Genomic DNA, 14,422 nt, shown 5'->3' with positions numbered 1-14,422 from the left:
ACCGCGTCGAACGCCTCCGCGAACACCGGGAACGACGCATACAACCCACGCCCCATCCCCACCCGCTGACTCCCCTGACCAGCGAACAAGAACGCCATACCACCCGATCCGATGGCTCCCCGTACCACCGAGCGGCTCCGGCTCCGCTCGCCGGCGGCGACCTCGGCCAGTCCGTCGAGCAACTCGGTCGGGGTGGTGCCGAGGACCACGGCGCGTTCGGCGAAGAGTGTGCGGGTGGCAAGCAGCGAGTGCGCGACGTCGATCGGCCGGGCCGTGGAACCGGTCAGGTGCCGGTGGAGCCGCTGGGCCTGGCCGGCCAGGGCGGCGCCGTTCCTGGCCGACAGGACCCACGGCACCACGCCTCCGACAGGCAGCGCTGCGGAGCCGTCACCGACGGCCGGCGGCTCTTCGGCCGGCGCCTCCTCGTCCGGTGCTTCCTCGGCCGGCGCCTGTTCGAGGATGACGTGGGCGTTGGTCCCGCTGATACCGAAGGACGAGACGGCAGCCCGGCGCGGACGGTCCTCCGCCTCGGGCCACTCCCGCGCCTCCGTCAGCAGCTCGACGGCCCCCGCCGACCAGTCCACGTGCGGCGACGGCTCATCCACATGCAGCGTCTCCGGCAGCACCCCGTGCCGCATCGCCTGCACCATCTTGATCACGCCGGCCACACCCGCCGCGGCCTGGGTGTGACCGATGTTCGACTTCACCGACCCCAGCCACAACGGCCTCCCCGGCGCACGGCCCTGCCCGTACGTCGCCAGCAACGCCTGCGCCTCGATCGGATCACCCAACCGCGTACCCGTCCCATGCGCCTCCACCACATCCACATCGGCGGCCGTCAGCCGGGCACTCGCCAGGGCCTGCCGGATCACCCGCTGCTGCGACGGACCGTTGGGGGCTGTGAGCTGGCTGCTGGTGCCGTCCTGGTTGGTGGCCGAGCCGCGGACGACGGCGAGGATCTCGTGGCCGTGGCGACGGGCGTCCGAGAGCCGCTCGACGAGCAGCAGGCCGACGCCCTCGCCCCAGCCCGTGCCGTCGGCGCCCGCCGCGAACGGCTTGCAGCGTCCGTCGGGGGCCAGGCCGCGCTGGCGGCTGAACTCGATGAAGGTCGAAGGGGTGGACATGACGGTGACGCCGCCCGCCAGCGCGAGGTCGCACTCCCCGTTGCGCAGGGCCTGGCCGGCCAGGTGCAGGGAGACCAGGGAGGAAGAGCAGGCCGTGTCGACGGACACGGCCGGCCCCTCGAAGCCCAGGACGTAGGCCACCCGGCCCGAGGCAATGCTGCCGGCGCTGCCGTTGCCGAGGTAGCCCTCCAGACCTGGCGGCATCTCCTGGATCCGCGAGGCGTAGTCGTTGTACATGACACCGGCGAACACACCGGTCCGGCTGCCGCGCAGGGTGGCCGGGTCGATACCGGCCCGCTCCACGGCCTCCCAGGAGGCTTCCAGGAGCAGTCGCTGCTGCGGGTCGGTGGCCAGCGCCTCGCGGGGGCTGAGGCCGAAGAACTCGGGGTCGAAGTCGGCGGCGTCGTAGAGGAAGCCGCCTTCCCGGGCGTACGAGGTGCCGGTGTGGGCCGGGTCCGGGTCGTAGAGCCGGTCCAGGTCCCAGCCCCGGTCCTCCGGGAAGTCGCCGATCGCGTCGCCCCCGGATGCCACCAGGTGCCAGAGGTCCTCCGGCGAGGCGATTCCGCCGGGGTAGCGGCAGGCCATGCCGATGATGGCAAGGGGTTCCGCTCGTTCCGACTCGACCTCGCGCAGGCGCTTGCGGGTCTGCGCGAGGTCGGCTGTGACGCGCTTCAGGTAGTCGCGAAGCTTGTCCTCGTTCGCCATGGGGCATCCATCCGCTTCAAGTTCACGTGGTACGGGGGACGTGATCGGGCGTGGGGCCGGAAGGTGTTACCGGCCGCGGGCGGCGGTGGCCGACCCGAACCAGGCGCCCAGCGCCAGGTGCAGGCCCGCGGTGTCGGAGCCGGTGCGGTCGGCCCAGGCGACATGGCCATCGGGGCGGATGACCAGGACCGCGGCCTCGATCGCGGGTGCGGGGGCGGCGGTCACCACCTCGACGCGGTCGGCCCAGGCGCTGAGATCGCCGAGTTCCGCCGTGCCGCCGCTGAGGTCGAGCACCACGGGACGGCCGGCGTGTTGTGTCTGCGACACGGTGGCCGGGCCGTCGCCCGCGGTCTCCAGCGGGGCGTCGGGGACGCGGCGACCGAGCAGTGGATGGGCCTCGGGTCCGTCGCCCGGCCGGTCGGTGTAGTCCATGGCGTAGCGGCTGCTGAGGCCGGTGACCATGTTGACGAGGTGGCGCTTGACCTCGTCGAACTGCACGAGCTCGCCGAAGAGTTCACGCAGCGGGCCGATGCGGTCGAGCGGGTGCATCAGGGCCATCTGGGCCTGGGTGTTCATACAGACCTCGCGGCCGACGGGGTGCCGTTCGCTGTGGTAGGTGTCGAGCAGGCCGTCGGGGGCCCAGCCGTTGATCTCGGCGGCGAGTTTCCAGCCGAGGTTCATGGCGTCCTGCATGCCCACGTTGAGGCCCTGGCCGGTCGCGGGGAAGTGCACATGGGCGGAGTCGCCGGCGAGGAAGACCCGGCCGGCGCGGTACCGCGCGGCGAGGCGGGTGGTGTTGACGAAGCGGGAGAGCCAGTGCACCTTGTCGATCTTCGGTTCGTCGTCGATGACCCGCCGGATGGCGCCCCGCAGTTCGTCGAGGGTGACCGGTGTTCCCCTGGGCGGCGGGTTTCCGTCGAACTCGATCGCGGTCAGGCGGTGTTGGCCGGGCGAGGTGACGGTGATGCCGAAGGTTCCGGCCGGGTAGAGGCCGGGGGCGACGTGGTCGCCGCCGCCATCGGGGATCTCGACATCGCCGACGACGCCGTAGTAGGTGTGTCCGCTGGCCGGGAAGTCGATGCCGGCCAGTTTGCGTACGGTGCTGCCGCCGCCGTCGCAGCCCACGAGGTAGCTGCCGCGCAGTTCCTCTTCGCCGGAGGCGGTGGCCACGCGTACGGTGACGCCGTCCGCGTCCTGCTCGAAGCCGAGCACCTCGTGGCCGCGGCGGATGTCGACGCCCAGTTCGAGGGCGCGCTGTTCCAGGAAGCGTTCGGTGCGCCACTGCGGCAGCAGCAGGGTGTACTCGTGCTCCCCGAGGTCGTCCAGGTCGAGCCAGAAGAGGGAGAAGTGGACGCGGTGCCATTCGGGGATGTCTTCCTTGGGGAAGCGGTCCCACAGGCCGCGCTGCTGGAGCGTCTCGATGGCGCGCGCGTGCAGGGTCATGCCGCGCGACTCCTGCGGGGGTGTGGCCAGCTTCTCCAGGACCACGCTCCGCACGCCGGCCAGCGCCAGCTCACCGGCGAGCATCAGGCCGGTGGGACCGCCGCCGGCGATCAGGACAGGGCTGCTCATTGATTACTCCTCGGTGGTTCGCATCAGGTCCGGCCCTGGGCGGCGCGGCGGGGTTGTCGGGGCCCGGTCGGGGCCGTCAGCCGAAGCTGATGTCAAGGCTGCCGAGGCGGCGCAGCCCGCTGTAGAAGTGGGTGGGCGAGGTGCCTTCGGTGACGTGGTACTCGGGGATCCTGGCGTGCCATTCGCGCAGTGCGACGGCGAAGATCCGCCGGGCCAGGTTCTCACCCAGGCACCGGTGGGCGCCGATGCCGAAGGAGGGAACGCGCTCCTGGGGGCGGTCGAAGTCGATCTCGTCGGGGTTCTCGAAGACCTCGGGGTCCAGGCCGGCCATGCCCCAGGAGAGGAAGACCCGCTCGCCCTTGTGGAGGGTGATGCCGTGCCGCTCGATGTCCTGGGTCAGGACACGGGCGGTGGACATGACGGGTTCGTGGCGGGCCAGTTCTCCGACGATGGCGGGGAGCTTGTCGGGGGTGGCGCCCGCGACGCGCGCCTGGAGCTCGGGGCGTTCGGCGAGCTGGAGGAAGGCGAGACCCAGCATGGCGTTGGTGATGTCGAGGCTGGCCATCATGGAGTCGACGAGTGCGTTGACGAGTTCGTCGTCGGTGGGGGTGCGGCCGTCGTGGGTGGACTCCAGAAGCCGGCTGATGACGTCATGGCGGCCGGCGGTGCCCTCGGCGCGGCGGCGCTCGACGGAGGCGCGGATGAAGTCGTGCAGCGGGGCGGCGGCGTCGAACAGTTCCTCGTCCGATGTGGCGTTGAGCCAGTTGCGCTGCACCCAGTCGCGGCGCTCCAGCAGTTCGGGCAGCTTCTCGCGGCCCACGCCGAAGGTGATCAGGAAGGATTCGGCGGGGAGCTTGAAGGCGTACTCGTCGATCAGTTCGGTGCGGCCCCGGGCCACGATCGCGTCGACCAGACCGGCGGCAGCCTCGGCGATCTGCGGGGTGAAGTGGTCGACGAAGGAGGTACTGAAGACGGCGTCGAGGGTGCGGCGCCATTCGGTGTGTTCGACCCCGTCGAGCTCGATGGGGATGCGCTTGTGCCGGAACATCGTGCGGTAGGGGATGGTCGGCTCGTTGCTGGAGAAGATGTCGGGGTGGTGGGCGGCCCACTCGATGTCTTCCAGGCGAGTGAAGATCCAGAAGCCGCCGAACTCCTCGGACCGTACGATCGGCCCGTGCTCGCGCAGCTCCTTCCAGAAGGGGATGGGGTCCTCCTGGAGCCACGGCTGGAAGACGCTCCAACGACGGATCCGCTCTTCCAGCTCCTTCGGCGCCTGGGCCGCCGCCTCGTCCTTCTGCACCGCTTCCGGCATATCAACTCCCTGTGTTCTACGTGCCGTTCATCCGCTTGCTTCCACCCTGTGCGGTGCGGCTAAGCACCGTCTTCACGGGCGCTAAGGGACTTCTTGGCGCGCCCTAAAGCCTGGCTCGGTGGGCTCGACGGGCTCGGTGGGCTCCGGTGCGGGGGCGCGGCGCGGGGAGCTGAAGCGCCGCATCATGGGACGCTCGACGAACGCGTGCAGGGCCGCTGCGGCCAGCACGGTCACTACGAGGGCGAGCAGCAGCAGTCCGATGCCGGCGGGCAGACCGTAGACGTTCCCGGTGCCCAATCGCTGTCGGCCCCAGATCAGCAGCATGCCGTGCAGCAGGTAGAAGGCGTAGGAGATCTCGCCGAGCCAGACGGCCGGGCGGCTGCCCAGCAGACCGGTGCGGCCTTCCCGGTCGGCGGTGGCCGCCGCGGCGACCAGGAACGCCAGTGGGACGATGGTCAGCGCGTTGAGGCCGTAGATGTACGGCAGTCGCATGCCGGCGAGGTAGGCGACGAGTACCAGCAAGGTGGCGGGGGCCGTTCCGAGCCGGATCCACCGGCCGGTCAGCACGATCCGGGCGAGCAGCATGCCCAGCAGGAAGTCCAGGGCGCGCACCGGCGGGAAGGTGTAGATCAGCCAGAACTGGACCAGTCCCACGGGCTGGCCGTCGGGCATGGCGGGCGTGGCGGGTACCGCGACGGAAACGATCAGGGTGACGCCGACGATGGCCGCCATCGTGCCGATGGCCCACCACCACAGCCGTTCGGGACGGATCCGCCGGATTGCGCGCAGCAGCAGCGGGAAGGCGAGGTAGAAGAAGACCTCGCACGCGAGCGACCAGCTGAGCGGGTTGCCGCTGAAGAGGTTCTCGTACCGCGGCCACCAGGTCTGCACGAGCAGCAGGTTGGGAACCACTTCGGTCCAGTGCAGCGCCGGGATGATGAGGACGGCGGCGAGCAGGAACGTGACGACGTGGTTGGGGTAGATCTTCACCAGGCGGCGGCGCAGGAAGCGGCGCGTGGTGTCGCCGGGCCGCACGGCGAAGGTCAGGACGAATCCGCTGAGGACGAAGAAGAAGGCCACGCCCATCTGTCCGGTGTTGATGAACAGATCGTGGAACACGCGCACCACGTCGGGGTCGGCGAAGACGTTGGTGTAGATGGCGTGGTGGAGGAAGACCAGGGCCGCGGCGACGAAGCGGAGGCCGGTCAGGGAGGGAAGCCGGCTGCCGGGGGCCGGTCCGGCCGGCCTCTCGACGTCCCGTTCGGTGGATTGCTGCACAGACATGCTGCTCCGCCCCTCCCTGTCGCTGCCGGTCTGCTGTCGGCACCCACAGTGGAGGGGCGGGCTAAGTCCGGCCTTCGCTCACGCCAAAGCCGGTCTTGCGCACGGGGGAAGCGGGTGGATCAGGCGGGGGCGCCCGCCGCCTCCTCGTGAGCGGCCTGCTGGTTCTTGTTGCTGATGGCGAACAGGGCCACGAGGAGGACGGCGGCGCTGAAGATGACGCCGGCGGTGAAGGCCGTGGAGATGGCGTCGGAGAGCACGAACTTCTTCGCCTCCTCCGGGGTGGAGCCCGCCGGGACATGTTCGGCGGAGTTGCGGGTGGCGGTACCGAAGACGGTGACGAGGATCGCCAGGCCCAGCGAGCCGCCGATCTGCTGCATGACGTTGACCAGGCCGGAGGCAGCGCCGTTGTCCTCGGGGGCGACGGCGGACATGGCCGTGGCGGTCGCGGGGACGAAGAGCAGACCGAGTCCGATGCCGAGGAGCAGCATCGGGCCGAGTACGCCGGAGAGGTAGGTGCTGTCGTCGGAGATCCGGGTGAACCAGCCCATGCCGACGAGCATGATGGCCGCGCCGGTGGCGATCAGCGCCTTGGGGGTGTAGCGGGCGATCAGCTTGGTGGAGGCCTGGGTGAAGCCCAGGATCGCGGCGGTCAGCGGGAGGAAGGCGAAGCCGGCCTTGATCGGGCTGAAGCCGAGGACCTCCTGGAGGAACTGGGTCAGGAAGAACCACATGCCGAGCATGCTGGCCACCAGCAGCAGCATGATCAGGTACGAGCTGGCGCGGTTGCGGTTGGCGAACAGCCGCAGCGGTGTGATCGGCTGGCGGGCCTTCTGCTCGATGGCGACGAAGACCGCGAGGAGCACGACACCCAGCGCGATGGCGCCGAGCCCCATTCCGTCGCCCCAGCCCTCCTCGGAGATGCGGATGAACCCGTAGACCAGAGCGGTGACACCAGCGGTGGAGGCGAGTGCTCCACCCAGGTCGAAGCGGCCGGCGATACGCTCGGAGTTGCGGATGGACACGGCGCCGAGCAGCACCAGCACGCCGATGGGGACGTTGATGAACAACACCCAGCGCCAGGAGACGAGTTCGGTGAGCACACCGCCCAGGATCAGGCCGATGGCCGTGCCGGCGCCGGAGACCGCGGCGTAGAGGCCGAAGGCGCGGTTGCGCGGCGTGCCTTCCTCGAAGTTGGTGGCGATCAGCGCGAGCGCGGTGGGCGATGCCAGGGCCGAGCCGAGGCCCTGCAGTGCGCGGCAGGCCAGCAGCCAGCCCGCGTTCTGGGCGAAGCCGCCGAGCAGTGAGGCGGCGGTGAAGATGGCGATGCCCGCGATGAAGACCTGCCTTCGGCCCAGGATGTCGCCGGCCCGGCCGCCGAGGAGCAGGAGTCCGCCGAAGGCGAGGGTGTAGGCGTTGATGAGCCAGGAGCCGCTGGTGGCGGAGAGGTGCAGGCTCTCCGTGATATCCGGCAGCGCGATGGTCACCACGGTGGTGTCGAGGATGATCATCAGCTGCGAGATGACGATGACAGCGAGCACGAGGCCGGTGCGCTGCTTGACTTGTGGTGAGCCACCGGCGGCCGGGGACACCTTGGATGTCGGGCTGGTCGACATCGAATTACCTCCAACGAACAACACGTAACGGGGAAGCGGGAAGTGCGGCGCGGGGGGTGCGCCCGGCACTGACGTCATCGGCAGCTCCGCGACGCCGCGCCGCGGAGCAGACCTGTAAGAACGCGATGCGGATGGAGGGCCTGGACACTGCGCAGTAATCTGAGGAACCCTCCGGTTAGGTAGCATACGGAGGCAGCCTCCGATTCGCAACAGGCTCAGGAGAGTTCCGATGACCCCTTCCCCCGCACCGGACACCCCGCCCCGCCCCCAGCGGGCCGACGCCCGCCGGAACGGCGAACGACTGCTGGCCACGGCCAGGGACGCCTTCGCCGAATACGGCACCGACGCCCCGCTGGAAGAGATCGCCCGCCGGGCCGGTGTCGGCATCGGCACCCTCTACCGCCACTTCCCCACCCGGCAGGCGCTGCTCCAGGCCGTCCTGCACGATCGCCTCGAAGCGCTGCACAGCGAGGCGGTCGTACTGCTGGATCACCCCGCCCCCGCCGACGCACTGCTGGACTGGCTCCGGTCGGTGGCCCTGCACGCGACGCGATACCGGGGACTGGCGGCGGCGCTCCTCCTCGGTGTACGCGACGAGGAATCACCGCTCTCCCCGTCCTGCGGCGCGGTACTCACCGCGGGGGCCGAACTCCTCCAGCGCGCACAGCGGGCGGGCCGGATCCGGCCGGACGTCTCGGCGGCCGACCTCTACACACTGGCCAACTCCGTGGCCTGGGCCGCGGAGGAGACCAGCACGTCCAGAAGTGAGAGCGGACCGCTGGCCGCACGGCTGCTCACCCTGACCATGGAGGGGCTGCGCACGCCCTGAACACCGGAGGGCCCGGGCCCGCACACAGCACAGGGCCCCTGCCCGACGGGGGAGACGGGCAGGGGCCCTGGCGTTCAGGGACGGCACACGGCCTGTTCGCCGATGCCATGGACGAGCGGATCCGAAGTCCCGTCCGCCCGGGGCGGACGACGCTACTTCCGGAGCACGCCCTAGATGTCGGTCCGCAGACCGCCGCCGATGCCCTCCGGGGCCAGCGCCTCGGCGAGCAACTCGTAGGAGCGCACCCGCGCGGTGTGATCGTGGACCGAGGTCGCGATCATCAACTCGTCGGCACCGGTGCGGGCCAGCAGTTCGACGGCCTGTTTGCGCACGGTCTCCGGCGAGCCGATCAGCTGCGGGCCGAACAACTCCCGGATCAGCGCGCGCTCCTCACCGGAGTAGGTGTACGCGGCCGCCTCCTCCGGGCGCGGAAAGAGTCCGCGGGGGTTCAGCCGGCCGCGCGCCGTGAACAGCTTCACCGGCCCGGACAGCCACTCGGCCTCCTCGTCGCTCTCCGCCACGATCCCGAATCCCGCGAGGATCGCGTGCGGACGGTCGACATGCACCGAGGGACGGAAGGCGTCGCGGTAGGCGGCGAGCGCGGCCTCGGCCGCATGCGGGCTGAAGTGGAAGGCGAAAGCGAACGGGAGTCCCAGCACGCCGGCGAATCGCGCGCTGTTGGGACTGGAGCCGAGCATCCAGAGGGGCGGCTGGTTCTCCTGGGCGGGGATCGCCGCGATGCCGGAGGCGGGACGGCCGGAGCCGGAGTTGGTGAAGTACTCGACCAGCTCGGCTATCTGCTGGGGGAAGTCGAAGGCCGCGTCCCTGCGCAGCGCCCTGGCGGTGACCGGGTCGGTACCCGGCGCCCGCCCGATGCCGAGGTCGATCCGCCCCGGATGCATGGCCTCCAGGGTGCCGAACTGTTCGGCCACCACCAGCGGCGGGTGGTTGGGAAGCATGACACCGCCGGAGCCGACGCGCATCGTGCTGGTCAGGCTCGCGACGCGGCCTATGAGAACGGCCGGCGAAGAGGTGGCCAGGCTGGGAGTGTTGTGATGCTCGGCGAACCAGTACCGCGTGTAGCCCAGACGCTCCACCTCCGGGGCGAGGGCGAGGGAGCCGCGCAGGGCCTGCGTAGGAGTGGCCCCTTCGAACACCGGGGCGGTGTCGAGCACGGACAGCGGTATTCGCCGCGATTCGCTCATATCAGTTTCTCCGTCGGTACGGCATACGGTCAGGGTGCTCGGCAGGGCGCGCGTCTGCCCGGGTGATGGCATGCAACGGGCAACAGGAGAAACTCGTCCCAACAACCGGGGAACGCGACTTCGAGCCTTCGCGAAGGACTATACGGAGGCATCCTCCGCTTGACAATGGTGGCGACGCCACGCCATCACGAAAGCGTGGGGACGTTCCCGCCGTGCGCCCCCCACGCACCGCTGGGGAGCCCCGCCGACGGGGCAATGACCAGCGGCTTTCGGTGGAAGGCCCGGCGGTAGCTGATCCGCCAGCCCTCAGGGGTGCGGCGCAGCACATCGCGGTACTCGCCGTTGCTCACCGAGCCGTCGGGTCCCACCGCCAGGAAGCGGCTGCGCGCCCGTACCGTGCCGTCGTCGTCGACCAGCACGACCGGATCGAGCGTGTGGTGGTCGGCAGCCGCTCCGGTCCGCAGTGCCACCAGACCACGGAAGGTCTCCCGGCCATGGATGGGCTCGGGGTCGGACTCGCCCTCCCCCACGGGGTCGATGACCACGTCCTCGGTGACCACCAGATGCAACGCGTCCAGCTCCATGTTGTCCATCACATGGGTGAACAGGCCCAGCACCTGATGGATCTCGACGACATCGGCCGCGGATATCTTCGACAAGGGGATCCTCCTGGAGAAATCATGAACTGACGGGCTGACGGCGTGGCAGTGGGACGCCGTGCGTCATTTCTTTCGCATCTGCGGCCGCCGCGTGGCCAAAGGGCAGAAATGATCGGTCATTTGCCCAGAATCCCTTTCCACAACACCAGCTCGTCCGCCGTCAGCGGCTGGTCGGCGCAGAGGCGCTCGGGGTGCCCGTCCGGCGGCCGTTCCAGCCGCGGCACCGGTTCGCGCCCGGCATCGCCGGGGCAGTCGGGGGCCCCGCACCCCGGCACGGGGCACGTACCCGGACAGCCTTCCAGCGGAGGCAGGCCGAGACCCGTCCACCAGTAGCCGCCGAGGCCGATCAGCCCGCGGCCCGTCGCCGCCGTGAAGGAGTCCCACCAGGCACGCAGACGGCCGGAGTTGCTCATCGGTTCCCCCTACGCCCGCGCCCGGCCCGTGTCGAACGGGGTACTGGCCCGGGGCAGTGCCGACAGCAGCTCCTTGGTGTACGGATCCTGGGGCGCGCGGAACACCGCCTCGACGTCCCCGTGCTCCACCACCCGGCCCGCCCGGGTGACGATCACCCGGTCGCTGGTGTGGTAGATCACCCCGAGGTCATGGGAGATGAACACCAGCGAGACACCGAGATCGGCTCGCAGACCGTTGAAGAGATCGAGGATCTGCGCCTGTACCGACACGTCGAGGGCCGAGACCGGCTCGTCGCAGACGATGACTTCGGGCTTCGGTGCCAGCGCGCGGGCTATCGCGACCCGCTGGCGCTGGCCGCCGGACAACTGCCGGGGGCGCCGGCCGAGCAGCCCCGTGTCCAGGCCGACCCGGTCGAGCAGTTCGGCGGCACGGTTCCGGCTCGCCCGCGCCGACCTGCGCCCCGGGGCGCCCAGGGCCTCCCCGAGGATCCGCTCGACGGTGTGGCGGGGGTCGAACGAGCTCAGCGGATCCTGCTGGACGAGCTGGATGCGGTGGCGCAGCGCCCGGCGCTCGGACTCGGGCCGCCCCGACCACGGCCGCCCCAGCAGCCGTACGGTTCCGGCGTCCGGCTCCAACAGCCCCATGGCCAGCTGCGCGAGCGTCGACTTGCCCGACCCCGACTCCCCCAGGACGCCCAGGGACTCGCCCTCGTGCAGGACGAACGAGACGTCCCGCACCGCGGTCCGCACCGTCCGGCCTGGTCCGCGGTACCGCTTGGTGACTCCGTCGATCTCCAGGACCGGCTTCCGCTCCGTGGCCGGGGCGACGGCCCGGAGGGGCGGCACCTGGGCGTCCTCCGGCACCGGGTGCACGCGGCCGAGGTGCAGACACCGTGCGAGCCGTCCGGTTCCGGCCGGGCGCAGGGACGGCTCGGTCTCCCGGCACTCGTCGGTGACCAGCGGGCACCCCGCGGCGTAGCGGCAGCCGTCGGCCCGTACCGACCCGTCGGCCGACGTGTTGGTCCGGAGCGCCGACAGCCGTGCGCCCTTGGGGCGCCGGGCGGGCACCGAGGCCAGCAGCTGCCCGGTGTACGGATGGGCCGGTGCCCCGAGCACTTCTTCGACCGGGCCCTCCTCGACGAAGACCCCCCGGTACATGACGGCGATCCGGTCGGCCAGTTTCGCCACCACCGCGAGGTCGTGGCTGATCAGCAGCACGCCCGTACCCGCCGCCTTCTGCTCGGCGAGCAGCTCCAGGATCCTGGCCTGCACCGTCACGTCCAGTGCCGTGGTCGGCTCGTCGGCCACCAGCACGGCCGGCGCGGCGGCCATCGCGGAGGCGATCAGGGCGCGCTGCCGCAGACCGCCCGAGAGTTCGTGCGGATACTGCCGGGCGCGCAGTTCGGGCTCGGGCACACCGGCCCGTGTGAGCAGCCGGGCCACCTCCTGGCTACGGGCGGCACCCCGCAGGGCGGTATGGTTCCCCAGCGCCTCGCCGACCTCCGCGCCGACCCGCCGCAGCGGGTCGAGCGAGACCAGGGCGTCCTGGAGCACCAGCCCGATCGCGCGACCGCGCACCGCGCGCCAGTCACGCGCGGACAGGGCGGTGATGTCCCACGGCGCGGCGCCCGCCTCGGGTCGGGCCAGCTCCAGGCGGTCCGCCCGTACGTGGGAACCGGGTCCGGTCAGTCCGACCAGGGTGCGGGCCGTGACGCTCTTGCCGGATCCCGATTCGCCGACGATCGCCAGGCACTGCCCGGCGTGCAGGGTGAAGTCGATGCCGCGCACCGCGTCCGTGCGGCCGCCCCGGGCCGCGAACGACACCCGCAGCCCCTCGACGGTGAGCAGCGCGCCGGAATCCCGGCCCGTCGTCGGCCGGTCGCTCTGGCTAGACATCGGTGATTCTCCCCTCGAAGCGGTGTTGCAGTCGGCGGCCGACGACGTTGAGGGCCATCACCGAGACGGCCAGCGCCGCGCCGGGGAAGAACGCCGCGAACCAGGCGCTGTCCACGAAGTCCCGGCCCTCCGAGAGCATCACGCCCCACTCCGGCGCCGGCGGTTTGGGCCCCATGCCCAGGAAGCTGAGCGAGGAGCCGGCGACGATGGCGGTGCCGACGTTGACCAGGGACAGCACCATCAGCGGTGGCAGTGCGTTGGGCAGCAGGTGCCGCAGTCCGATGTCCCAGCCGGGGCGGCCCAGCGTCACGGCGGCGCGCACGAAGTCGGAGCGGCGCACCACCAGCGCCTGCCCGCGGGCGAGCCGGACGTAGCCCGGCAGCACCGAACAGCCGATCGCCAGCGTGGCGTTGAAGGAGCTGGGGCCCAGCACCGCCACCATCAGCAGCGCGAGCAGCAGTCCGGGGAAGGCGATGAGGACGTCGGTCACCCGCATGACGCACTCGTCGACGACCCGGCCGCCGATCGCGGCGAGGACCCCGAGCAGTGCTCCGGCCACCACCGCGAACACCGTGGCGCCGATCCCGATGGAGAGCGAGGGGCCCGCTCCGTACACCACCCGGCTGAAGACGTCGCGGCCGAGCTGGTCGGTGCCGAAGAGGTGGTCGCCGCTGATCGGCGCGAGGGCGTTCGCCGGGTCGACCGCCTCGGGGTCGTAGCCCGTGAGCAGGCCGGGTACGAACACGGCGACGACCAGGAGGACGAGAACGGCCGAGGCGAGGACGGTGCCCGGCCGGATCCGGCGGATTCGCGGCCGGGGCAGTGCGGCTGCCCGCTGTACGGCGGTCATGCCGTCACCTCCCTCACGCGCGGGTCGAGGACGCGGTAGAGGGCGTCGACGGCCAGGTTGATCAGTGCGAAGACCAGTGCGGAGACCACCACGGCTCCGGTCACCACGGGCAGGTCCCGGTTCTCGATGGCGGTGGCCAGGATCCGGCCGACGCCCTGGCGGCTGAAGACGGTCTCGATGATCACCGCGCCCGTGAGCAAGGACCCCACGGACCAGCCCGCGAGGGTCACCATCTGCACCATCGTGTGCCGAAGGGCGTGCCGGACGCGGATGCGGGTCTCGCCGGTGCCGCGGGCACGTGCGCTGAGCACGAAGGGTTCCTCCAGGGCTCGTTCCATGCCGTCGCGCATGACCTGGGCGAAGACGCCCACCATGCCGAGGGCCAGCGTGACCGCGGGCAGCACCAGCGCTCCCGGTCCCCCCTCGCCGGCGATCGGGAAGATCCGCAGCCGGAAGGAGAACAGGCTCAGCAGCAGGACGCCGACCCAGAAGCTTGGGCTGGAGGTGGCGGCCAGTTCCAGCAGCGAGGACAGCCGGCGTACGGCGGGGCGGCGGCCCGCCGTGGCGACGGCCAGCACCAGCGCCGCGACGAACGCGATGCCGAATCCCGCCAGCGCGAGTTCGACGGTGGGGCCGAGCTGGCTCGTCAGCAACTCCCATACCGAGCTCTGGTGTTGGTAGGAGGTGCCCAGGTCGCCCTGGAGCAGCCGGCCCAGGAACATCCCGTACTGGACCGCCAGGGGCTGGTCGAAGCCGAGCTCGTGGCGGACCTGGGAGACCAGTTCCGGGCTGGACATCGTCGGTCCCAGCATGGTGCGGACCGGATCGCCGGGCACGAGGTGCAGTGCGAAGAAGGCGAGCGTGGAGGCGCCGAACACGACCAGCACGGACAGTGCCAGCCGCCGCACGAGCCAGCGTGCGGGTCCGCTCATCCGCGCCGTCCTCCCTTCTACGTTCCCG

At 71.0% G+C, this 14,422-nt stretch carries 12 protein-coding genes; 1 reads left to right on the top strand and 11 read right to left on the bottom strand.

The genetic code is table 11. From position 1 onward, the window contains the following. From ACF08W_RS04005 to ACF08W_RS03985, 5 genes are all read right to left on the bottom strand, one after another. A partial coding sequence (locus tag ACF08W_RS04005; protein WP_392278316.1) for a type I polyketide synthase occupies positions 1-1,829 on the bottom strand: 1,829 nt, incomplete at its 3' end. A gap of 66 nt (positions 1,830-1,895) precedes the next feature. Then, positions 1,896-3,401, bottom strand: a complete 1,506-nt coding sequence (locus ACF08W_RS04000) for an FAD-dependent monooxygenase (protein ID WP_392278315.1) — start codon at positions 3,399-3,401, stop codon at positions 1,896-1,898. 76 nt (positions 3,402-3,477) lie between these two features. Continuing rightward, positions 3,478-4,713, bottom strand: a complete 1,236-nt coding sequence (locus tag ACF08W_RS03995) for a cytochrome P450 (protein WP_392278314.1) — start codon at positions 4,711-4,713, stop codon at positions 3,478-3,480. Positions 4,714-4,794: 81 nt separating this feature from the next. Beyond that, the gene (locus tag ACF08W_RS03990; protein WP_392278313.1) at positions 4,795-5,997 is read right to left on the bottom strand and encodes an acyltransferase family protein; all 1,203 of its coding nucleotides are present in this window, start codon (positions 5,995-5,997) and stop codon (positions 4,795-4,797) included. 119 nt (positions 5,998-6,116) lie between these two features. After that, positions 6,117-7,610 (bottom strand): MFS transporter, encoded by a 1,494-nt coding sequence (locus tag ACF08W_RS03985; RefSeq protein ID WP_352279065.1) that lies wholly within the window; start codon positions 7,608-7,610, stop codon positions 6,117-6,119. A 229-nt stretch (positions 7,611-7,839) separates the two neighbouring features. Between ACF08W_RS03985 and ACF08W_RS03980 the strand changes: the two genes are divergently transcribed. Beyond that, a complete protein-coding gene (locus ACF08W_RS03980) occupies positions 7,840-8,439 on the top strand; it encodes a helix-turn-helix domain-containing protein (RefSeq protein ID WP_352279067.1) in 600 nt (199 codons plus the stop codon). A gap of 170 nt (positions 8,440-8,609) precedes the next feature. Here ACF08W_RS03980 and ACF08W_RS03975 read toward each other — a convergent pair whose 3' ends face one another. From ACF08W_RS03975 to ACF08W_RS03950, 6 genes are all read right to left on the bottom strand, one after another. Next, complete coding sequence (locus ACF08W_RS03975; RefSeq protein ID WP_385215915.1) at positions 8,610-9,644, bottom strand: LLM class flavin-dependent oxidoreductase; 1,035 nt, start codon at positions 9,642-9,644, stop codon at positions 8,610-8,612. A 185-nt stretch (positions 9,645-9,829) separates the two neighbouring features. Further along, the gene (locus ACF08W_RS03970) at positions 9,830-10,303 is read right to left on the bottom strand and encodes a nuclear transport factor 2 family protein (protein WP_352279070.1); all 474 of its coding nucleotides are present in this window, start codon (positions 10,301-10,303) and stop codon (positions 9,830-9,832) included. A 116-nt stretch (positions 10,304-10,419) separates the two neighbouring features. After that, positions 10,420-10,716: a DUF6059 family protein gene (locus ACF08W_RS03965; protein WP_385215919.1), complete on the bottom strand. Its 297-nt coding sequence runs from the start codon at positions 10,714-10,716 to the stop codon at positions 10,420-10,422. Between the two features lie 9 nt (positions 10,717-10,725). Beyond that, positions 10,726-12,612 carry a dipeptide ABC transporter ATP-binding protein gene (locus tag ACF08W_RS03960; RefSeq protein WP_392278312.1) on the bottom strand — a complete coding sequence of 629 codons (1,887 nt, stop codon included), beginning with the start codon at positions 12,610-12,612 and terminating at the stop codon, positions 10,726-10,728. Further along, positions 12,605-13,462: an ABC transporter permease gene (locus ACF08W_RS03955; protein ID WP_352279075.1), complete on the bottom strand. Its 858-nt coding sequence runs from the start codon at positions 13,460-13,462 to the stop codon at positions 12,605-12,607. The genes ACF08W_RS03960 and ACF08W_RS03955 overlap by 8 nt, the downstream gene beginning before the upstream one ends. Continuing rightward, positions 13,459-14,394, bottom strand: a complete 936-nt coding sequence (locus ACF08W_RS03950; RefSeq protein ID WP_392278311.1) for an ABC transporter permease — start codon at positions 14,392-14,394, stop codon at positions 13,459-13,461. The genes ACF08W_RS03955 and ACF08W_RS03950 overlap by 4 nt, the downstream gene beginning before the upstream one ends. Positions 14,395-14,422: the final 28 nt, after the last annotated feature.

This window comes from Streptomyces sp. NPDC015144 (assembly GCF_043079735.1).
Taxonomy (GTDB): domain Bacteria; phylum Actinomycetota; class Actinomycetes; order Streptomycetales; family Streptomycetaceae; genus Streptomyces.
Note: the sequence above shows the minus strand (reverse complement) of the source record. Positions and strands in the feature narration are given on the sequence as shown.

Excerpts from the sequence above, each read along its gene's own strand:
- ACF08W_RS03995 (WP_392278314.1), bottom strand. The coding sequence starts at position 4,713 with ATGCCGGAAGCGGTGCAGAAGGACGAGGCGGCGGCCCAGGCGCCGAAG.
- ACF08W_RS03990 (WP_392278313.1), bottom strand. The coding sequence starts at position 5,997 with ATGTCTGTGCAGCAATCCACCGAACGGGACGTCGAGAGGCCGGCCGGA.
- ACF08W_RS03950 (WP_392278311.1), bottom strand. The coding sequence starts at position 14,394 with ATGAGCGGACCCGCACGCTGGCTCGTGCGGCGGCTGGCACTGTCCGTG.
- ACF08W_RS03980 (WP_352279067.1), top strand. The coding sequence starts at position 7,840 with ATGACCCCTTCCCCCGCACCGGACACCCCGCCCCGCCCCCAGCGGGCC.
- ACF08W_RS03955 (WP_352279075.1), bottom strand. The coding sequence starts at position 13,462 with ATGACCGCCGTACAGCGGGCAGCCGCACTGCCCCGGCCGCGAATCCGC.
- ACF08W_RS04000 (WP_392278315.1), bottom strand. The coding sequence starts at position 3,401 with ATGAGCAGCCCTGTCCTGATCGCCGGCGGCGGTCCCACCGGCCTGATG.
- ACF08W_RS03965 (WP_385215919.1), bottom strand. The coding sequence starts at position 10,716 with ATGAGCAACTCCGGCCGTCTGCGTGCCTGGTGGGACTCCTTCACGGCG.
- ACF08W_RS03985 (WP_352279065.1), bottom strand. The coding sequence starts at position 7,610 with ATGTCGACCAGCCCGACATCCAAGGTGTCCCCGGCCGCCGGTGGCTCA.
- ACF08W_RS03960 (WP_392278312.1), bottom strand. The coding sequence starts at position 12,612 with ATGTCTAGCCAGAGCGACCGGCCGACGACGGGCCGGGATTCCGGCGCG.
- ACF08W_RS03975 (WP_385215915.1), bottom strand. The coding sequence starts at position 9,644 with ATGAGCGAATCGCGGCGAATACCGCTGTCCGTGCTCGACACCGCCCCG.